The 18,266-nt window shown below is 72.6% G+C and carries 17 protein-coding genes; 5 read left to right on the top strand and 12 right to left on the bottom strand.

The features are described 5' to 3' along the window. Nucleotides 1–13 precede the first annotated feature (13 nt). Entirely contained in the window at nt 14–751 is a 738-nt protein-coding gene (locus ACF1AG_RS15840) for a D-Ala-D-Ala carboxypeptidase family metallohydrolase (RefSeq protein WP_391809886.1), read from the bottom strand. A gap of 243 nt (nt 752–994) precedes the next feature. Between ACF1AG_RS15840 and ACF1AG_RS15835 the strand changes: the two genes are divergently transcribed. Further along, nucleotides 995–1,708 carry an FAD binding domain-containing protein gene (locus ACF1AG_RS15835; protein ID WP_359604560.1) on the top strand — a complete coding sequence of 238 codons (714 nt, stop codon included), beginning with the start codon at nt 995–997 and terminating at the stop codon, nt 1,706–1,708. A gap of 18 nt (nt 1,709–1,726) precedes the next feature. On the opposite strand, the gene ACF1AG_RS15830 is transcribed toward ACF1AG_RS15835, so the two are convergent. Then, on the bottom strand, nt 1,727–3,205 hold the full coding sequence (locus ACF1AG_RS15830) for a glutamate-cysteine ligase family protein (RefSeq protein ID WP_359604558.1): 1,479 nt from the start codon (nt 3,203–3,205) through the stop codon (nt 1,727–1,729). A 336-nt stretch (nt 3,206–3,541) separates the two neighbouring features. On the opposite strand from ACF1AG_RS15830, the gene ACF1AG_RS15825 reads away from it, so the two are divergent. After that, nucleotides 3,542–3,736, top strand: a complete 195-nt coding sequence (locus ACF1AG_RS15825; protein WP_391809885.1) for a DUF2795 domain-containing protein — start codon at nt 3,542–3,544, stop codon at nt 3,734–3,736. Nucleotides 3,737–3,805: 69 nt separating this feature from the next. Next, entirely contained in the window at nt 3,806–4,219 is a 414-nt protein-coding gene (locus ACF1AG_RS15820; protein ID WP_359604556.1) for an SRPBCC family protein, read from the top strand. Here the strand turns inward: ACF1AG_RS15820 and ACF1AG_RS15815 are convergent. Next, nucleotides 4,193–5,032, bottom strand: a complete 840-nt coding sequence (locus ACF1AG_RS15815; RefSeq protein ID WP_391809884.1) for a pentapeptide repeat-containing protein — start codon at nt 5,030–5,032, stop codon at nt 4,193–4,195. The genes ACF1AG_RS15820 and ACF1AG_RS15815 overlap by 27 nt on opposite strands. A gap of 228 nt (nt 5,033–5,260) precedes the next feature. Further along, nucleotides 5,261–5,854 carry a CGNR zinc finger domain-containing protein gene (locus tag ACF1AG_RS15810; RefSeq protein ID WP_391809883.1) on the bottom strand — a complete coding sequence of 198 codons (594 nt, stop codon included), beginning with the start codon at nt 5,852–5,854 and terminating at the stop codon, nt 5,261–5,263. A 110-nt stretch (nt 5,855–5,964) separates the two neighbouring features. Between ACF1AG_RS15810 and ACF1AG_RS15805 the strand changes: the two genes are divergently transcribed. Continuing rightward, nucleotides 5,965–6,657, top strand: a complete 693-nt coding sequence (locus tag ACF1AG_RS15805; RefSeq protein ID WP_391809882.1) for an SDR family oxidoreductase — start codon at nt 5,965–5,967, stop codon at nt 6,655–6,657. Between the two features lie 29 nt (nt 6,658–6,686). On the opposite strand, the gene ACF1AG_RS15800 is transcribed toward ACF1AG_RS15805, so the two are convergent. The 8 genes from ACF1AG_RS15800 to ACF1AG_RS15765 all read right to left on the bottom strand — a co-directional run bounded on the left by ACF1AG_RS15800 (nt 6,687) and on the right by ACF1AG_RS15765 (nt 13,950). Beyond that, nucleotides 6,687–7,613, bottom strand: coding sequence for a GNAT family N-acetyltransferase (locus tag ACF1AG_RS15800; protein WP_391809881.1), 927 nt, complete (start codon nt 7,611–7,613; stop codon nt 6,687–6,689). Nucleotides 7,614–7,722: 109 nt separating this feature from the next. Then, nucleotides 7,723–8,514: an enoyl-CoA hydratase/isomerase family protein gene (locus ACF1AG_RS15795; protein ID WP_359604549.1), complete on the bottom strand. Its 792-nt coding sequence runs from the start codon at nt 8,512–8,514 to the stop codon at nt 7,723–7,725. Beyond that, on the bottom strand, nt 8,511–9,779 hold the full coding sequence (locus ACF1AG_RS15790) for a cytochrome P450 (RefSeq protein WP_359604547.1): 1,269 nt from the start codon (nt 9,777–9,779) through the stop codon (nt 8,511–8,513). Before ACF1AG_RS15790 ends, ACF1AG_RS15795 begins: the two co-directional genes overlap by 4 nt. Before the next feature lie 136 nt (nt 9,780–9,915). After that, nucleotides 9,916–11,265 (bottom strand): cytochrome P450, encoded by a 1,350-nt coding sequence (locus ACF1AG_RS15785; protein WP_359604545.1) that lies wholly within the window; start codon nt 11,263–11,265, stop codon nt 9,916–9,918. A gap of 127 nt (nt 11,266–11,392) precedes the next feature. Beyond that, entirely contained in the window at nt 11,393–11,995 is a 603-nt protein-coding gene (locus tag ACF1AG_RS15780) for an ATP/GTP-binding protein (RefSeq protein ID WP_359746700.1), read from the bottom strand. Continuing rightward, the gene (locus tag ACF1AG_RS15775) at nt 11,970–12,344 is read right to left on the bottom strand and encodes a DUF742 domain-containing protein (RefSeq protein WP_189899928.1); all 375 of its coding nucleotides are present in this window, start codon (nt 12,342–12,344) and stop codon (nt 11,970–11,972) included. The genes ACF1AG_RS15780 and ACF1AG_RS15775 overlap by 26 nt, the downstream gene beginning before the upstream one ends. Next, nucleotides 12,344–12,742 carry a roadblock/LC7 domain-containing protein gene (locus ACF1AG_RS15770; protein ID WP_193458312.1) on the bottom strand — a complete coding sequence of 133 codons (399 nt, stop codon included), beginning with the start codon at nt 12,740–12,742 and terminating at the stop codon, nt 12,344–12,346. Before ACF1AG_RS15770 ends, ACF1AG_RS15775 begins: the two co-directional genes overlap by 1 nt. Further along, the gene (locus ACF1AG_RS15765) at nt 12,739–13,950 is read right to left on the bottom strand and encodes an ATP-binding protein (protein WP_359604541.1); all 1,212 of its coding nucleotides are present in this window, start codon (nt 13,948–13,950) and stop codon (nt 12,739–12,741) included. Before ACF1AG_RS15765 ends, ACF1AG_RS15770 begins: the two co-directional genes overlap by 4 nt. A gap of 487 nt (nt 13,951–14,437) precedes the next feature. On the opposite strand from ACF1AG_RS15765, the gene ACF1AG_RS15760 reads away from it, so the two are divergent. After that, on the top strand, nt 14,438–18,199 hold the full coding sequence (locus ACF1AG_RS15760) for a S8 family serine peptidase (protein WP_391809880.1): 3,762 nt from the start codon (nt 14,438–14,440) through the stop codon (nt 18,197–18,199). Nucleotides 18,200–18,266 lie beyond the last annotated feature (67 nt).

Below are 18,266 nucleotides of genomic sequence, written 5' to 3'. Positions count from 1 at the left end.
GTGCGCGCGTGCGTCAGATCCCGCAGGTCGAGGCCGACCAGAAGCGGCTGCCGCGGTGGTCGACGTGCGTGTGGTCGTTGTGGCCCGGGTAGCCGGGGCCGAGAATTCCGTTGAAGCCGTGGTTGCGGGCCTGCTTGGCCAGGGTGCACAGAGAGTGGGAGCCCACGCCGAGATCGGCGGCGTCGCCGTACAGATGGCGGCTGTTGCTCGCGCCGCCCACCGCGCTGTTGCAGGACTGCGAGCGGAAGCCGCTGGTGACCCGGATCGGCTGGTCGCCGAGCGCGTGCCGCAGCGCCTCCAGCTTCCACATGGTGCGCAGGGCGTTGGCCTTCGCCGTCGCGGCGCTCACCGCGCCTCCGGACCAGGTCGAGTTGCAGCGGTTCAGCTCGGAGTAGTCGAAGTGGATCGGCGTGCAGTCGTCGTCCTGGAGGGCGTACAGCTTGCTGAAGGTGTTCGGGCCCGCCACGCCGTCCGCGGCGAGTCCGTAGGCGGACTGGAAGCGCTTGAGGGCGGCGGTGGTGGCCGGGCCGAACTTGCCGTCGACGGCCAGCACGGCGCCGTAGCCGGGGTAGCCGCTCAGCCGGATCTGGAGCTGGGTGACGTCGGCGCCGGACGCGCCCTGGGACAGGGTGCGGTTCCAGGTGTAGCAGCCGTCGGCGTGCGCGGTCCCGGCGGTCGCCAGGGAACCCGCCGCCAGGCCAGCCATGAGCATGACAATAGACAGCACGAGTCTCAGTGCGCGTTTCAACATGCGGTCTCCGCTTCCGGTACGAGAGATCGAGGTGAGCAACCAGCCGTGTGACGCGCGTCAACCATGGGGCAAACACATGGCCGAGCGCAAGGTCTCCCAATTCGGAGCACAGCCGACCGGCGTGAGCCCTGTACGCGCCCCCGGTTCGCTGCGGAGAATGCGGTGCCGGTCCTCGCCTCCCCGACAAGTGCCCCACGTCCCGCCCCTGTTGAGCCCTCCGCAGAGGAAAGCAGGTCGATCGCCGTGTTGCTGCGCCTTCCCACCTCCCTGTCCGAAGCCCGGCGGTGTCTGGCCGAGGGCGCGGTGCCCGTCGGCGGGGCCACGCTCGTGTGGGCCCAGTGGCAGCGCGACGGCTTCCCGGAACAGGCGATGTCTCTGCGCCGGCTGCCCGAGGCCACCGTGGTGGACGCGGAGACCCTGGGCGCGGCCGTGCTGCTGCACCAGGTCGACGACCGCGTGCCGGAGGTGCTGCGCCGTGCGGCCGCCTCCGTCGGCACCGGAGCCGTGCGCCGGACGGCCACCGTCGGCGGCAACATCGTGGGCAGCACCCTGCGCTGCCTGCTGCCCCCGGCGCTGGTCCTGGACGCACGGGCGACCGTCCTGGACCACGACGGCGCGTACCAGGCCGATCTCGCGGAGGTCGTGGCCAAGCGCCCCCTGATGCTGGACATCCGCTGGCGCCGCCCCCTCGTCAGCGGCTACCACAAGGCGCCCGGCGAGCTGGGCGGACCGCCGCCGCTCGTGGTCGCCACCGCCGTGCACGCCGAGGAGGACGGCGGACGGCGGCTGTTCACCGCCGTACGGGACGGCGACGAGGTCGTCAGCGGCAGCGTCCCCGCGACGGCGGACGCCGGCCGGGTGCTCGACGCCCTGGACGGCACGGCCCTGGGCGGCCTGCCCCGGCAGGCGCGGGACGTGGTCCGGCGGGAGGTGACGGACATCCTGGGCCGTACCTGAGTCCCCGCGTCTCCCGCCTCACTCCACGGGCCAGGTGTGCACGGGCGCGTTCAGATGCATGTAGGCGACGTACTGCTGCGTCATGCGGCGCAGCGCCTCGTGCCGCCCGCAGTGCGCGGTCGCGTCGATGTGGTGGAACATCTCCTTCTGCCACACCGCGCCGTTGCGCCCTGTCACACAGCGCTGCTCGATGATGCCGAGCAGCGGCTCCCGCCACGCGTCGTCCATGCCGGACAGCTCCAGACCCCGGTGCGCCAGCGGCAGCAGCCGCCGCAGCACCAGCTCCGCCGCCGGCACCTCGCCCATGCCGGGCCAGTACAGCCGAGCGTCGATGCCGTAACGGGCCGCCGTGCGCAGGTTGTCCTCGGCCGCGGAGAAGGACATCCGCGACCACACCGGCCGCTCCTCCTCCACCAGTCCGCGGGTCAGTCCGTAGTAGAAGGCGCCGTTGGCGAGGGTGTCGGCGACCGTGGGGCCGGCGGGCAGCACCCGGTTCTCCACGCGCACGTGCGGCTTGTCGCGGGAGACGGCGTACACCGGGCGGTTCCAGCGGTAGATGGTGCCGTTGTGCAGCGTCAGCTCGCCGAGGTCCGGGATGTCGCCGCGCAGCAGCGTCTCCGCGGGGTCCTGGTCGTCGCACAGGGGGAGCAGGGCGGGGAAGTAGCGCAGGTTCTCCTCGAAGAGGTCGAACACGCTGGTGATCCAGCGCTCGCCGAACCACACCCGGGGCCGCACCCCCTGCACCTTGATCTCCTCGGGGCGGGTGTCGGTGGCCTGCTCGAACAGCGGGATGCGCGTCTCGTGCCAGAGTTCCTTGCCGAACAGGAAGGGCGAGTTGGCCGCGAGGGCCACCTGCACCCCGGCGATCGCCTGCGCCGCGTTCCAGTACGCCGCGAAGTCCTCCGGGTCGACCTGGAGGTGGAACTGCGTACTGGTGCAGGCGGCCTCCGGGGTGATGGTGTCCGCGTAGGTGCGCAGCCGGTCGACGCCGGTCACCTCGATGTGCAGGTCCTCGCCGCGCGCCGCGAAGATCTGGTCGTTGAGCAGCCGGTAGCGCGGGTTCTCCGACAGGGCGCCCTCCCCGACGTCCTCGTGGCGCAGGGTGGGGAGGATGCCCGTCATGATGAGGTGAGTGCCGATGGAACGGGCGCGCTGCTCCGCGTGGTTCAGGGCGGAGCGGATCTCGGACTCCCAGGCGTCGGGACCGCCCTCGGTGAGCCGCCGGGGCGCGATGTTGATCTCGAGGTTGAAGCGGCCCAGCTCGGTGTCCCAGGCCGGGTCCGCGATCGCCTCCAGCGCGTCGGTGTTGCGCATCGCGGGCTCGGCCCGGTCGTCGACCAGGTTGAGCTCGATCTCCAGACCGACCTGGGGCCGCTCGGCCTCGAAACGGGATTCGCGCAGCATCTGTGCGAGCGCGTCGAGGCACTGCTGCATCTTGAACCGGTACTGCCGGCGGTCCTCGCGGGTGAAGGTGAGCGCCGGGACGTCCCGTCCCATCGGTCTCCCTCCAGGCTGTTCGTCCGGAACTGACCACCCCAGCGTCGCACCGGAGGGCGTCCGCGACCACGCGAGTCACTCAGCCCGTGGGGCCCTCCGCGAGGAAGCGGGTCGGGCCGTCCGGAGCATGGGGCTGCCCCGCTCGGCGCGATCCGCGTCTTCCGTACCGGGCCCGGTGCGGGCGAGTGCGAGCTGGACGGGGGCGCGCTCGCGGAAAGTCACCGGCGCGCACACGGCGAGGTTCGCGCGGAGAGCTGAATCGGCTCGCCGGGCGCCGGGTACCCGGCCGGTCGTCGCGCGGAACCGCCGCGCCGGACGCACCACGGGAGGCCCGCCATGGCCGACCTCAGCCCGATCGACCTGCAGAAGGCACTCAAGGGCGCCGACTACCCCGCGGCCAAGGACGACCTCGTCCTGGTGGCGAGGAGCAACGGAGCCGACGACGGCCTCGTGAGCAAGCTGTCGGAGACCGGCGCCAAGCGCTTCGACGGTCCCAACGAGGTGCAGCAGGCCGTCTTCGGCAACGAATGACCCGCGCGCCGGAGCCGCCCGCCCCCGTCGGCGGCCCCGCGTCCGTCACCGACCGAGGAGGGTGCACCGATGAACGAGTACGAGCGCTCGCGCACCATGCCGGGCCCGCCCGAGCAGGTCTTCGACCAGGCGGCCAACATCGGCCAGATGAGTGACTGGCTGCCCGGGGAACTGCACGTGCGCGCCGAGGAACTGCCGGCCGTCACCGTGCACGAGGACCGCACCGACGAGGACACGTCCGCACTGCTGCGGGCCCGGCGGGAGCAGATGCGCATCGAATGGGGCACACGGGAGCAGGGCGGCTACGCCGGCTGGCTCCAGGTCGCCGGCATCGACAGCGGCGCCAGCGAGGTGACCGTGCACCTCTCCTTCTTCGACGCCGGCCACGACCCCGGCGAGGAGCAGGTGTCCGGCGCCCTCGACGACAGCCTGCGGCGGCTGGAGCGGCAGGTCCGGCTACGCGTCGACAACGCCGCCGGCTGAACCCTCACGCGCCCAGTGGGCCGGGCGTTCCAGCGACGGCGGCAGCATCGTCGTGCTGTCGCCCCGTGCCGCGTTCAGCTGCGCCTGCGTGAGGAACAGGGCGCCGGTCAGGTCGGCGCCCGACAGGTCCGTGCCGCGCAGATCGGCGCCGATCAGGTCCGCGTCGCGCAGGTCCGCGCCCGTGAGGTCGGCGCCGACCAGCAGTGCGCCGCGCAGGCTCGCCCCGCGCAGAGCCGTCCCGGACAGCCGCGCGCCCATCAGGTCGGCGCCGCGGTGGTCCTTCCTGCGGCCCGGCACCCGGGCCGCCCGCGTCAGCTCGCTCGTCCGCAGCAGCAGCGGGTTGACCTCCCCGCGCAGCGCGTTCACGTCGAGCGCGACGACCGATTCGGCGTCGCCCCGGGTCAGCTCCTCGATCCGCGTCAGCGCCCGGCGCAGCTCGCGGTGCACGGGACGGGCCGCCGGGAGCTCCAGCGCCTCGGCGGTGTACGCGAGCAGTTCGTGCAGCTGCCGCATGACCGGGAACACCGCGAACATCGCCGACGCCGATTCCGGGAGGCGCCGCCAGTCGGTCCCGCCGAAGGTGACCTGCGAGACCTTCTGCCCGGCGCCGAAGCAGTCGAAGACGGTGCAGCCCCGGTAGCCCTCGTCGCGCAGCCGTGCGTGGATGCCGCAGCCGAAGTCGTCCCGCAGATGGCCGCAGGCCCGCCCGGCGGGCTTGTCCCGGGCGAAGTCGGCGGAGCGGGCGAACGGCAGCGCGACGCAGCACAGACCGAAGCAGGCCGAGCAGTCGGCGCGCAGATCCTCCCGGTTCACGACGGCGGGCTCGCCGCCCGGCACGACGGGGGGTTCGGGGTCAGGGCCAAGCTCGAGGTCAGGGAGAAGCTTCGTCCGCCCGCGCCGCCGAGGCTGTCCGCCGCCGTGCGCGGACGAGCGGCTTCCGTGCTGTGGCGACACCGTGAACGCTCCTGGGCCGACGACGGGCACCCCGATGCCCTGTGAACGCCGCCCATTCTGGCAGACGACCTGATCGTCCCCGCCCGGTCACTCCCCGGCCGGCCCCTCGGCCGCCTGTTGCCTCCGCCGGGCCCGGGACGCCCGCAGGTTCGCGGCGTTCCCGCACCGGCGGACGTCGTGCCAGACACCGCTGTTGTTGCGTGAGCGGTCGTAGAACGCGGACCGGCAGGCCGGCTCCCGGCACAGCTTGAGCCGCTGCCAGGTGCCGTCCGTCTGCGCGAGCAGCACCTGCGCCCACACGGCTGCCTCCAGCCATTCGCCGGGGCTGCCGACCGGAATCAGGGCCACCCGCCCTTCCTCGTCCAGGCCGGGCCGCAGTGAGACGTCGGTGGGCGCCCCGACCTGCTCCGCCTCGCCGGTCATCAGGGAGGCAAGCCGCTCCCGCAGCGCCCTCACCCGCTCCAGGTCCCCGGTTCGCGGCTCCCCGGTCGGGTCCGGCCAGCCCTGCTCCTCGGCCCACGCGGAGGTCACGTCCCGCAGCCACCGGCCGCCGCCGTTCCCGTCGGCGAGGACGTCCTCGCCGTACGGGGGGACGGCGCGGGTGTTGAGGAGTTCCTGCACCAGAGCGAGGCCGCCGGGGGCGGGGCGGATGCGGTAGCGCTCGGTCGAGGTCCATGACATAGGTCAATCGTACTTGACTCTGTCGCGATCGAGGTGCACGCTGACGACGCAAGCAAAACGCTTTTACTTACGTCGCGGCCGATGCCGCCCATGAACGAGGAGCAGGGATCATGACCAAGATCGAGGGAGCCCGGGTGCTGGTGACCGGCGGGCAGCGAGGGCTGGGCAAGGCCTTCGCCGCCGCGCTGCTGGAGGCGGGCGCGGAGAGGGTGTACGTCACCGCGCGCAGCCCCGAGCCGGAGGCGGACCCGCGTCTGGTGCCGCTGGCCCTGGAGGTGAGCGACGACGCGTCCGTGGCCCGGCTGGCGGAGCGGGTGCCGGACGTGGACATCGTGGTCAACAACGCGGGTGCGACGATCCCCAACGGCCTGCTGGGCAACGACGTCGCCGAGGTCGCGCACCTCTTCGACGTCAACGTCCTCGGCGCGCTGCGCGTCACGCAGGCCTTCGCCCCGGTGCTCGCCCGCAGGGGCGGGGGAGCGGTGGTGAACGTGCACTCCGTGCTGTCGTGGGCCTCCGGCACGGGCGCGTACGGCGTGAGCAAGGCCGCCCTGTGGTCGCTCACCAACTCGCTGCGCCACGAGCTGGCGGGCCGGGGCACCCAGGTCGTCGGGGTCCACCTCGGCTACACCGACACCGACATGGTGCGCGCCCTGGACGTGCCGAAGAACGACCCGCGTGACGTGGCCGCCCAGGTGGTGGAGGCGCTCCTCAAGGGCGAGAGCGAGGTGCTCGCCGACGAGGTGACCCGGCACTTCAAGGCCGCGCTGTCCGGCCCCGTCGAGGGACTCGCGGTGGCCTGAGCGGCCTGACCGGTCTCACCGGCCGACGGTCACCGGACCACCGTCTGCCAGGTGTCCACCGCGTAGTGGAGGGTGAGCCCGTGCCGCTCGTACAGGCGGGGCGCCCCGGTGGCGTTGCGCGTGTCGACGCCGAGCCCCACCGTGTCCCGGCCGCCGGCGGCGAAGACGCCGAACGCGTGCCTCAGCAGGAAACCGGCGAGGCCCCGGCCGCGGGCGGCGGGCAGGAGGCCGATGCTGCGGATCCACCCCATGGCCTCGCGGTCGTCGCGCGCCATCAGGAAGCCGCAGTCGCCCAGGTCGTCCGCGGTGACGATCCACACCAGGTTCCAGTCGAGCTGCCGGGCGCCGAGATCGTGCAGCCACGTCTCGTAGGGGCGCGGCCGGAAGTCGAAGTGCCCGGCGAACGACTCCTCGTGAAGGGCGTGCACCCGCATCCGGTCGGCCTCCGTGGTGCAGCCGCGCACGCGGACGCCGGCAGGGGGCTCCGGCACCGGGTCCAGCGCGGGATCGAGGGGGCGGTGCAGCACGTGGTAGCGGCGGACGGTCCGCCAGCACCGCTCCTTCAGCAGCCCGGTGTCGAGCGTGGGCGTCGCGTTGAGGTGCAGGTGCGCCACCGCCCGCGCGGCCCCGTTCGCCCGGGCCTTCTCCAGCGCCCTGGTCTCCATGGCCGCCAGGATCCGGTCCGTCTCCGCCCGGTGGGAGGGCAGCACGTAGAGGTCCACGTCGATGCGCTCACCGCCCGACGGGTCCCACAACAGGCCGTAGGCCAGGAGCCGTTCGCCGTCCCGAACCAGCCAGGAGTCCCGCTCCAGGTCGGTGTCGGGGTGCTCGAGGTCGGCGAGCACGGAGTGCAGGTCCGTCTCGGGCCGGCCGATCTCCAGCTCGTCGACCCGGTTCATCAGGGCGGTCACGGCGACGGCGTCGGCCGGGGTCGCCGGCCGTGTCGAGGTGGGCATGGGCACCAAGCGTCGGGCGTCGGCCCGCCCGGCGCAACGGCTTTTCCGCAGCCGAGGTGCGGCCACGGCGGCACTCTCCGGAGGGCGCCGCCGTCCGCGCGTCACCGGGTCAGCGGGCCGAGCCCGCCGCGCGCTGTCCGGTGAGGACCGCCGTCAGCAGTTCCGGGTCGAACTGCGAGACGTCGGCGAGCCGGGTCGGGGAGGCGAGGGCGTTGAGCATCGCCTTCGTGACCCGCACCGCCGCCGCCGGGCGCCGCAGCACGGGCTTCGCCCACGCCATGACCGCGTCGTCGAGCGCGTCCGCCGGCACCACCTTGTGAAGCACCGACAGGCCCAGGGCCTCCTCGGCGTCGAAGACACGAGCGGTGAGGATCAGCTCCCGCACCCGCGCCACCCCGACCTCGCTGATCAGCCGGGGGAGCAGTCCGCCCCACGCGGGCGGCACCCCCAGGGCCAGTTCGGGCAGCCGGAACGTGGCCGTGTCCACGCCCACCCTGAGGTCGCAGGCGAGCAGCAGACCCACACCAGCGCCGACCGCCCGGCCCTGGACCCGGGCGATGGTGACGGCGGGGTTGGCGGTGAGGGCCTCGCACACCCGCAGGGCCTTCTTCCCGGAGACGCGGATGCCGTCGCCGGTGGGGTCGGCGTCCAGGTGCTGCGGGAACTCGCGCCGGTCGCCGCCCAGGCAGAAGGCGTCCCCCGCCGCCGAGAGCACCAGCACCCGCACACCGGGGTCCTGGTCGTCCAGGACGGTGAGGAGGTCGTCCAGCATGGCGTCGCCGACCGCGTTCCCCTCCTCGGGGAGGTGCAGCTCGACCGTGAGCAGGGGCCCCTGCCGGTAGGTGCGGACGGTCTTGAGCACCTGCTCGGCGGGGGGTTCGGTGAGGGGTGATGCGGTCATACGGTCACCTTCAGGGACGTGATGCGGCGGAAGACGAGACGGGAGTTGTCGTAGGACGGGGGCCCGGCCGGGCGGAGCGTGGGGAAGCGTTCCAGTATCTGTGCGATCGCCTCCCGCGCCTCGAACCGGGCGAGGGGAGCGCCGAGGCAGTAGTGCGGACCGCTGCCGAACGTGATGTGGCCGCCGTCGCGCAGGACGTCGAAGACGTGCGGGTCCGGGTTGCGGCGCGGGTCGTGGGCCGCCGCCCCGTACAGGATGTGCACGGTGGTGTCCTTGGCCAGCGGGGTGCCGGCCAGGATCGTGTCCTCGGCGGCCACATGGGAGTTGAGCCACACCGGCGGGTCGTAGCGCAGCGTCTCCTCGATCAGGTCGTCGATGTGCTCCGGGTGCGCCCGCAGCCACTCCGCGCGGGCGGGCTCCTCCGTCGCGAAGCGCACCGCGTTGGTCAGCAGCACCGCGCTGGTCTCCAGCGAGGCGATGGTGATGAACATGGTCAGGTGGTAGATCACCCGCGCCGCGGCCTCCGGGTCGTCCGCGTACCGGGCGTCCCAGTGGTGGATCCAGCCGGTGAGGACATCGTTGCCAGGGCGCGCCCGCCGCTCCCGGATCAGCTCGCCGAAGAAGGCCCGCATCTCCAGCGTGGCCTGCCCCGCCTGCGCCAACTGCTCCTTGCTGGGGAAGAGTTCCTGCGCGTACGCCTGCCGGTGTGCGAAGTCCAGGACGTGCGCGTGGTGCTCCTCGGGGATGCCCAGCCATTCGCCGACCGTGCGGACGGGGAGCAGTTCGGCGACCGTCTGCACGAAGTCGGCCTCGCCGTCCGTGCGCAGCCGCTCCTCCAGGTCGTCCAGCAGTCCGGTGACGATGTGCGCGATCGCCGGACGCAGGCCCTCCAGGGTGGAGCGGTCGAAGGGGTTGCCGAGCGCGCGGCGCTGGCAGGTGTGCGACGGCGCGTTGATACGGGACAGGGTGCCGGTGAGCTCCTGGGTGGCGAGCTCCCGCCAGCGGCGCGGATCGGGCTGCCGCTCCTGCCAGGCGAAGTCCGGCACCAGCCAGTTCCTGGACCGCAGGACCTGGCTGCACGCCTCGAACGAGGTGACGAAGTAGGCGCCCCAGGGGGCGCGCACCACGTCCCCCATGGAGCGCAGTCCCTCCCAGACGGGCAGGGGGTCGGCCTGCCCCTCCGGCGAACGAAGGTGACGGAGAAGGGAAACGACGGCTCGGCGGTCACTGATGGTGGGGCCGCTTATGTCGCCAACGGCGGTCACGTGGTGCTCCTTCGGCTGGACGCTACCGTTACCGCCGGAACCTACCCTTCCGACTATGGAAGTCATGTGTCGTTGAGTGTTGCACCTGTCACATGCCGAGACCTTGCCAACTGCCGTTCCGTCACCCGTGGTTGTGTCAGACGCGGAAGACGTCCAGGAAGCTGCTCCAGAACCCCTTCCTGCGCGTCGGAGCCTGACGGGCCGACTGGGACGACGGGACGGACACCGGCCGCTCCGCCTCGGGCATCGCGGCGACCCGCTCGCGCATGGCGGTGGCCGTGCGCGTGGCCGGTGTGGGGCTGAACGTCACGGGCAGGGACACCAGGGCGCGGTGGAAGGGCCCGGGCCGCCACTCCAGTTCCTTCTCCGGCACCGCGAACTGCAGATCGGGCAGCGCGTTGAGCAGCCGCTCGATCGCGGTGGTCGCGATCACCTGCGCCGGGTCCTTCGCCGGGCAGGCGTGCGGACCCGCGCCCCACGCCAGGTGGGCGCCCTTGCTGTGGGCGCGGCGGGCCTCCTCCAACGCCGGGTCCGCGTTGGCGCCCGCGAAGGAGATGACCACCGGGGTGTTCGCCTCGGCCACATGGCCGCCCAGGTCCACGTCCCGCACCGGGTAGTGCGTGGCGTAGTTGGCGATCGGCGTCTGGTTCCACAGCACGTGGTCCATCGCCTCCTCGATCAGCATGCCGCTCTCCCGGACACCCGCCCCGGACAGCAGCAGCATCAGCGAACTGCCGATGAGGTTGCGCTCCGGCTCGATGCCGGCGCCCATCAACAGCACCAGCTGGTCCTTGAGTTCCTCGTCGGTCAGCCCGGCGGGGTGCTGGATCAGCCACGAGGTGACGTCGTCGTCCGGCCTGCGGCGCTTGAGCGCGATCAACTCCATCAGGGACGCGGTCAGTTCCTCGTTGGCGCGCACCGCGTCCTTGCCGTCGAAGATCGCCGACACGGCCGCCGTGACGGTGTCGCCGATGTCCGCCGGGCAGCCGAACAGCTTGTTGAACAGCAGCAGCGGCAGCAGCTTGGCGTAGTCGCCCAGCAGATCGGCCCGGCCCAGCTCGCTGAACCGGTCGATCAGGTAGTCGGCGATCGGCTCCACGTCACGCCGGATCCGTGTGGTGTTCAGCCGCGCCAGACTGTCGACCACGGCCTTGCGCAGCCGCAGGTGCACCGCGCCGTCGGTGAACAGACAGCTCGGCCGGTACGCCATCATCGGCAGCACCGGACTGTCCAGGGCGACACGGCCCTCGTTGAGGTCCTTCCAGCGGCGGGCGTCACGGGCGAACAGCTCCGTGTTCTGCAGCACCCGCAGCGCCATCTCGTGCCCGACGACCAGCGTGGCGTCCACCCCGGGGGCGAGCTCCACCGGACCGGCCGGGGCGTGCTCCCGCAGCCGGTCGTAGACCTGGTGCGGATCGGTGGCGAAACCGGCGTCGTGCATGGGGCATCTGCCCGCACCCGACGCGGACGGGGAATGAGCTTCCATGAAGTCTTCCTTAGTGAAACAACCGTGGCCCGGGGACCGTGGATTGATGACCGGGAACCGGTGACCGGGAGCCGGGGGCGGGAAGGCCGAGGCCCTCCCGCCCCCGGACCGGGCGGACGAGAGGAGGTCAGGAAGTGCGGTCGAGCAGGTGCCGCACCAGCGCGATCAGCGCCTTCGCGGACGACTGCTGGTCCCGGGCGTCGCAGTGGACGACCGGGGTGTCCGGCAGCAGGTCGAGCGCCTCACGCACCTCCGACTCCTCGTACACGGGGGCGGAGTCGAAGCAGTTCACGGCGATGGCGTACTCCAGGCCGTAACCCTCGATGAGGTCGATGACCGGGAAGGTTTCCTCCAGCCGCGTCGGGTCGACCAGCAGCAGCGCCCCCAGCGCCCCGCGCGCCATGTCCTCCCACAGCTGCATGAACCGCTGCTGTCCCGGCGTGCCGAACAGGTACAGCACCAGGTCGTCGCTGAGGGTGAGACGGCCGAAGTCCAGGGCGACCGTGGTGGTGGTTTTGCCGGTGACGCCCCTGAGGTCGTCGACGTGCGCCGACGCCTGGGTCATCTTCTCCTCGGTGCGCAGCGGCGTGATCTCCGAGAGCGAGCCGATGAAGGTCGTCTTGCCCACGGCGAAGTGCCCGACGACGAGGATCTTTGCGGCGTTGGTCACCGCGCTGGAGACGTAGATGGACTTCTGGGCCGTCTCAGCCGATGAGGGATTGGAGTCCATTCAGAACCTTCTCGAGGGTCGCTCTGTCAACGTTCTGGGCCCGGGGCGGCTCGGCCCGGCGGAGCAGGTGCCCCTGTTCCGATAAATCGGTGAGCAGCAGCCGGGCCACCCCGACCGGAAGGCCGAGGTGGCCGGCCACCTCGGCGACCGACAGGTAGCCACCCGAGCACAGCTCCCAGATCGCCCTCACCTCGGGGCCGGCCCCGAGCGGCAGCGTCCGGTCGGGGGCCAGCGTGACGAGGGTGTGCAGCGCCAGTTCGTCCGAGGACGGCAGGCTCCGGCCGCCTGTGATGACGTAGGAGCGGACGAAGTCACTGGTGACGGGTGATTCCTCGCCGGGACCCGTCATCAGCCGACACCGTTGTCGGAGCGGGGTGCCACGCTCATGGCCTTGTTCAGCGCGGTCACCGTCTTCTGCATGCGGAACGACACGGCCTCCATGTCGACGTCCACCGCCGCCGAGACCGCGAGGTAGGAGCCCTGCCCGGCCGCGATGAGGAAGATCCAGCCGCCGTCGTACTCCAGCAGCGTCTGCTTCCAGATGCCGTGCCCGGCGCCGACGAAGCCGGCGACCGCCCGGCTCAGCGACTGCATGGAGCTCATCGCGGCCGCGTTGGTCTCCGCGTCGTCGCGCGAGATGTCGTCCGAACGCTGGAGCAGCAGGCCGTCGCCCGAGACGAGGATGGCGTGGCGGGCGCCGCGCACCTCGAGCACGTCGTTCAGCACCCACGACAGGTCGGTCTTCACTGGTGGTCAGGTCCTTCCGTGGTGTTCGTGGTCCGTCCGAGCTGGGTGCCGCGTGCGAACGCCCCCAGGCGCGACGCGGTGACCTCGCCGGACGACTCGGAGGTCTCCTCGTCGATGGCGGCCGTCTCCCGCGGGGGCGGCACCACCGCGATGGGGCCCTGACGGCGCCGCCGCTTGGGCAGCCCGCCGGACGTCGTGCCCACCACGCGCGACGGGCCCACGGGCACCGGCGCCAGGCGCTGCGGAGTGTCCTCCCGCACCTCGTCGGCAGGCTCCTGCTCCGGCTCGGCGGGCGCGATCACGTCGGCCGAGAGGAGGCTCTCCGGCACCCGGATCACCGCGCGCACACCGCCGTACGGGGAGACCGAGCCGACGGAGACGTGGAAGCCGTAGCGGTTCGCGAGCATGCCGCACACCGCGAAGCCGAACCGGGGCGGGTCGCCGAGACCGGTGATGTCGACCGGGCCGTCCGCGGAGAGGAGGGTTGCCGCACGGTCCTTCGTCTCCTGGTCCATGCCGAGACCGGCGTCGTCGACGATGAAGACCACACCCGTGGGCACGGCCTGGATGTTGACCTCCACCGGTGTGCCCGGAGCGCTGTAGGTGGTGGCGTTGTCCAGCAGCTCCGCCAGCACCACGGCCACCGGCTCGACCGCCTTGCCGACCACGGCCACGCTGGCCTGTGCGTGGATGGCGACCCGGTTGAAGTCCTTGATACGGCCCTGGGCGCTGCGGGCGACGTCGTAGACGGTCGCCGCACCGTCGCGGCGGCCCAGCCAGCCGCCGCACAGCACCGAGATGCCCTTGGCCCGGCGGCTGAACTGGCTGCCGGTGTGGTCGACCGACATCAGGTCGGCCAGCACCTCGCTGTCGTTGCCGTACTTCTTCAGCAGTTGGTCCAGGAGCAGTTGCTGCTCCTCGGCGAGCGACTGGAGCGTGCCCATGGCCGACTTGAGCACGGCCTTGGTCGCCGACTCGGCGTCCGCCCGCACATCGGCCAGCTCACCCCGGTGCCGGGTGCCCAGCGTGTCGATGTGGGCTTCCAGTTGCCCGATCCGTCCCTGGGCCTGGCCCAGGCCCGCCTCCAGATCCTTCCTCGTTCTTCGGAGCGCCAGATTGGTTCTCCGGGCCCGCAGCACTGCGAGGACCGCAGCGGCGAGCACCAACAGCAGGATCCACAACAGCGGATCCTTGATCAATGACGTCATGAGACTCTCTTCAAGTCGCATCGCGTCGGGAGCACGAGAATGCCGGCGCACGCGGACATCCGGTCCGGGCCGTCGAGCAGCGCGGACCCACGGCGGGACAAAGCCTCAACTCCTATGCGATGGGGCCTTAGAGACTGTCCCCCGTACGCGTTCATGACGCGTCGCCAGCCTGCTGAAAGTCCGTTGATCGTATCAGCCCTCCGGGGGCAACACGCCTGATGCCTGTGGCACTTGACAACCCTTACGAGACGTTCACACGGCCGTCGGCGAGCGCTCCGCCTGCGCACCTCCCGGCGTCTCACCCGTGCTGCCGCGCAGGTGAGGCCTCCGGTGTCGCCGTTGCGACATGTCCCACCTGTGCCACGGCGAAACGGTGACACGGCCCGCACCGGCGACCGAACCTGTGCAGCACCGACGGCACCGCGGGCCGCGTGAACAGCAGGACGACGCGACGTGTCGCAGGACGCGTCCGACGAAGGGCACTGGAGTGAGACGACGAATACGTATCGCGGCGGCCGTCGCGGCAGGGCTGACCCTGTCCGCGGGCGCCGTGACACCGGTCGCGGCAGGACCGGGCGGGCCCACCGCCCCGGCACGGGCCGACGCACCGGCGGCCGACGGCGGCGCCACCGTGCGCCTGATCACCGGTGACCGGGTCACCGTCCGCACGGACGTGAACGGCCGCCGCACCGCCTCGGTGACACCGGGGGAGGGCCGGCGCCACCTCCTCTTCCGCACCGTCGAGGAGGACGGCCACCTCACCGTCCTGCCGTCCGACGCGGCCGGACTCGTCACCGCGGGACGCCTGGACCGCGGCCTGTTCGACGTGACCGCGCTCATCGCGCAGGGCTACGACGAGGAGCACACCGACGCCCTGCCGCTGATCGTCGCCGACGGCGCGGGCGTGCCGGACGCCTCGCTGCGCCGCCTCACCGCCCTGGCCGAAGAGGGCTCGGGGGTCCGCCGCCTGGAGACCATCGACGCCGACGCCGTCCGTGTCCCCGCCGACGACCTCGGCACCTTCTGGAAGCGCCTCGCCCCCGCCGCCGGCGGCGCCAACCGCGCCGCCGCAGTGCCCCGGGTCTGGCTGGACGGCCGGGTGCGGGCGGCGCTGGACCGCAGCACCGCGCAGATCGGCGCCCCGGAGGTCTGGAAGAACGGCCACCGGGGCGAGGACGTCAAGGTCGCCGTGCTGGACACGGGCGCCGACGCCTCCCACCCCGACCTGGCCGGGCGCATCAGCGAGGCCGAGGACTTCTCCGGCAGCTCCGGCACCGGCGACGCCTTCGGGCACGGCACCCATGTCGCCTCGATCGTCGGCGGTTCCGGCGCGGCCTCCGGCGGCGACCGCAAGGGCGTGGCGCCCGGCGCGGACCTGCTGATCGGCAAGGTCCTCGGTGACGACGGCTTCGGCACCGAGTCGCAGGTCATCGACGGCATGGAGTGGGCCGTCGCACGCGGCGCCGACGTGGTCAACATGTCGCTGGGATCCGACGTCCCGAGCGACGGCACCGACCCGATGAGCCGCGCCCTGAACGAACTCTCCGCCTCCTCCGGCGCGTTGTTCGTCGTCGCCGCGGGCAACGCAGGTCCGGGCCAGGGCACCATCGGTTCCCCCGCGGCCGCGGACGCCGCCCTCACGGTCGGCGCGGTGGACCGCGACGACTCCCTCGCGGACTTCTCCAGCCGCGGCCCCCGGGCCGGTGACGACGCCGTCAAGCCCGACGTGACCGCGCCCGGCGTCGGCATCGTCGCCGCGCGCGCCGCCGGTACGACGATGGGTCAGATCGTCGACGCCTCGCACGTGGCCGCCTCCGGCACGTCCATGGCCGCCCCGCATGTGGCGGGCGCCGCCGCGCTGCTCGCGCAGCAGCACCCCGACTGGACCGCGAGCCGCCTCAAGGACGCCCTGACCAGCACCGCCCGCCTGATCGAGGGGCAGCAGGTCACGGAACAGGGCGGCGGCCGCATCGACGTCGCCGCGGCGAGCCGCACCCCGGTCCTCGCCACCGCCGGCCTCTCCCTCGGCCGGTACACCGCCGACGACACCGGCACCCGCACGCGCACCGTCCGCTACACCAACGTCTCCGGCCGGGACGTCACCCTCGACGTGCGGACCGCGCTCGCCACCAGCGGCGGCCGTGAGGTCGCCGACGGGGTGCTGACGCCCTCCGCGCGGACCGTCACCGTCCCGGCCGGCGGCACCGCCGACCTGCCGCTCACCGTCGACCCGGCCCGCGCGGAACGGGGCGCCTACTACGGCCATGTGACGGCCACGTCCGCCGACGGCTCGGTCGCCGTGCACACCACGGTCAGCCTGGTCGTACGCGGGCCCGTGCACCGGCTCAAGGTCGTCTCCTACGACAACGACGGCAACCGCGTCGACAACCTGCCCATGATCTGGGGCGCCGAGGGTTTCGTCGACTACACCGACCGGGAGAACGCCGTCGCCGAGGTCGAGGAGGGCACCTACCAGCTCACCTCCGGCGGCATCGAGCGGACGGACGGGGGAGAGGTGCTCCGCCAGGTCGTCCTGCCCGAGATCAAGGTCACCAAGGACACCACCGTCGTGGTCGACCCGCGCAGGACGGTGAAGGTCGAGATCCGCACACCCGAGCCCGCCGAGCAGAGCGGCGTCCTCAGCTACCAGACGTACCGGAAGATCGACGGGCACGCCTGGATCGACGGCACGATGTACTTCGACAGCGCCGTCGCGCTCTACGTCAGCCCCACACCCGAAGTCACCGACGGCACCTTCGAGTTCGCGTCCCGCTGGCAGCTGGTCGCCCCGCTGCTCGAAGCCGGCGTGGCCGGCGGCGACGACCTCGACGCCTACTACATGCCCGGGTCTCCCCTGTTCGACCAGCGGGGGGAGCGGCTCCGGGCGGTGGACGCGGGCAACGCGGACGCACCCGACTTCCGCGGGGCGCGCGGCCGGCTCGCCGTCGTCACCGACGAACAGGGCATCGCGGGGCCGCAGCTCGCCGAACGTGCCGCCGCGGCCGGGGTCAGCGCGGTGCTGGTCGTCAACTTCGCCCCCAGCGGCTGGACCCGCTGGACGCCCCACGGCGACCGCTGGAAGGTACCCGTGGTGCGCGTCGGTTCCGACGAGGGCGCCGGCCTGCTGGAGCGCGTCGCCCGGCGCACCACCACCGTCGCCTTCGGCGGCACCGCCCGCAGCCCTTACCTGTACGACGTCATGCAGGTCAGCGAGGGACGCATCCCGGACCGCGTGGTGCACACGGTGTCGGAGCGCAACAGCGCCGTCGTGCGGTCCGAGTACCCGGACAACGGCGGTGTGGAGTGGGCCGCCGAGCAGCGGTTCGCCCACCGTCCGTACCAGGAGTTCACCTGGCTCCAGTACACCCGCCACGTGCCCACCGCGTTCACCCGCACCGAGTACGTCAGCTCCGGCACCACCGTGTGGGAGCACATCGTGAACCACCGGACGGTCAACGGTGTCGACGCGCCGCTGGAGACCGGGCTCAGGGACACGCCCCGCACCTACCGGGCCGGTGAGCAGGTCCGTGAGCGCTGGCAGGGCGCCGTCGTCCGGCCCGGCATCCCGCGTGAGGGCGTGCCCGCCAGCGTCCGCGAGGGCAACGTACTGCGCCTGCGGATCCCCGAGTTCACCGACTCGGCACCCGGCCACTGGTCCCGGCTCACGCCCGGCGGCGACTCGGGCATCGGCGTACGGGCGCCGGGGCCGGAGACGGCAGAGGCGCAGCTGTACCGCGACGGCCGGAAGGTGGCCGACCTCGCCGACGCCTGGCGCGACGTAGAGGTGCCCGGCGGCGACGCCGAGTACCGGCTGCGCCTGCGCACCACCCGGGACTCCGCGGAGTGGGCGTACGCCACGGCGACCGACACGACCTGGACGTTCCCGTCCGGCACCGTCACCGGCGAGGCACGCCTGCCGCTGCTCCAGGTCGACCCCGAGGTACCGGCCGACCTGCGCAACACCGTCGGACCCGGCCGCACCCACACCCTCCGCCTGGCGGTCCGCCACCAGGACGGGCTCGCCGCGCCGCGCGGGGTGCGCACCACGGTCGAGGTCTCCTACGACGACGGCCGGCACTTCGCCGAGGCACCGGTGCGCGCCGGGAAGGGCAACACCTTCACGGCCACCGTCACCCGGCCGGCCGGCGTCCGCGGTGACGCCCACGTCACCCTGCGCGTCACCGCGCGGGACGCGTCCGGCGCCTCGGTCCGGCAGACCGTGACCCGGGCCTACGGGCACCGCGGCTGAGCAGGGCGCCGGGGGAGCGGGGCACGGTCGCCCGCTCCCCCGCCGACTGTTGTACGGTATTCAACCG

Origin of the sequence: Streptomyces sp. NPDC014764, assembly GCF_043082785.1 — a bacterium.
Classification (GTDB): domain Bacteria; phylum Actinomycetota; class Actinomycetes; order Streptomycetales; family Streptomycetaceae; genus Streptomyces; species Streptomyces althioticus.
Note: the sequence above shows the minus strand (reverse complement) of the source record. Positions and strands in the feature narration are given on the sequence as shown.

Excerpts from the sequence above, each read along its gene's own strand:
- ACF1AG_RS15840 (WP_391809886.1), bottom strand. The coding sequence starts at position 751 with ATGTTGAAACGCGCACTGAGACTCGTGCTGTCTATTGTCATGCTCATG.
- ACF1AG_RS15830 (WP_359604558.1), bottom strand. The coding sequence starts at position 3,205 with ATGGGACGGGACGTCCCGGCGCTCACCTTCACCCGCGAGGACCGCCGG.
- ACF1AG_RS15825 (WP_391809885.1), top strand. The coding sequence starts at position 3,542 with ATGGCCGACCTCAGCCCGATCGACCTGCAGAAGGCACTCAAGGGCGCC.
- ACF1AG_RS15820 (WP_359604556.1), top strand. The coding sequence starts at position 3,806 with ATGAACGAGTACGAGCGCTCGCGCACCATGCCGGGCCCGCCCGAGCAG.
- ACF1AG_RS15810 (WP_391809883.1), bottom strand. The coding sequence starts at position 5,854 with ATGTCATGGACCTCGACCGAGCGCTACCGCATCCGCCCCGCCCCCGGC.
- ACF1AG_RS15805 (WP_391809882.1), top strand. The coding sequence starts at position 5,965 with ATGACCAAGATCGAGGGAGCCCGGGTGCTGGTGACCGGCGGGCAGCGA.
- ACF1AG_RS15800 (WP_391809881.1), bottom strand. The coding sequence starts at position 7,613 with ATGCCCACCTCGACACGGCCGGCGACCCCGGCCGACGCCGTCGCCGTG.
- ACF1AG_RS15795 (WP_359604549.1), bottom strand. The coding sequence starts at position 8,514 with ATGACCGCATCACCCCTCACCGAACCCCCCGCCGAGCAGGTGCTCAAG.
- ACF1AG_RS15785 (WP_359604545.1), bottom strand. The coding sequence starts at position 11,265 with ATGGAAGCTCATTCCCCGTCCGCGTCGGGTGCGGGCAGATGCCCCATG.
- ACF1AG_RS15780 (WP_359746700.1), bottom strand. The coding sequence starts at position 11,995 with ATGGACTCCAATCCCTCATCGGCTGAGACGGCCCAGAAGTCCATCTAC.
- ACF1AG_RS15775 (WP_189899928.1), bottom strand. The coding sequence starts at position 12,344 with ATGACGGGTCCCGGCGAGGAATCACCCGTCACCAGTGACTTCGTCCGC.
- ACF1AG_RS15765 (WP_359604541.1), bottom strand. The coding sequence starts at position 13,950 with ATGACGTCATTGATCAAGGATCCGCTGTTGTGGATCCTGCTGTTGGTG.